The 576-nt window shown below is 46.2% G+C and carries 2 rRNA genes; both read right to left on the reverse strand.

The annotated features are described in order from the left end of the window. Positions 1-122, reverse strand: a 23S ribosomal RNA gene (locus tag M3226_RS31560); the annotation flags it as partial. 235 nt (positions 123-357) lie between these two features. Beyond that, positions 358-576 (reverse strand): 16S ribosomal RNA (locus tag M3226_RS31565); the annotation flags it as partial.

Raw genomic sequence — 576 nt, forward strand, 5'->3', positions numbered from 1 at the left:
CCCATTCGGAAATCTCCGGATCAAAGCTTACTTACAGCTCCCCGAAGCATATCGGTGTTAGTCCCGTCCTTCATCGGCTCCTAGTGCCAAGGCATTCACCGTGCGCCCTTTCTAACTTAACCTAAAAAGGTTTTACTCTAATTTAATAGAGAGTATTCTGAAATGGCGATTTACTCGGTTTTTACTTGGTTTCTTCTATACAATTATCTAGTTTTCAAAGAACGAATTTACCTTGAGAGAATTGTTTCGAATTATACCTAACGGTATAATCCTCACAGAAAACATTGCTCCCTCAAAACTAAACAAACAAAAAGCGGTCAACCTTATTTCAGTCCGTAAGGACTGCATTATCCTTAGAAAGGAGGTGATCCAGCCGCACCTTCCGATACGGCTACCTTGTTACGACTTCACCCCAATCATCTGTCCCACCTTAGGCGGCTGGCTCCTTACGGTTACCCCACCGACTTCGGGTGTTACAAACTCTCGTGGTGTGACGGGCGGTGTGTACAAGGCCCGGGAACGTATTCACCGCGGCATGCTGATCCGCGATTACTAGCGATTCCGGCTTCATGTAGG

The organism is Neobacillus cucumis, from assembly GCF_023715505.1.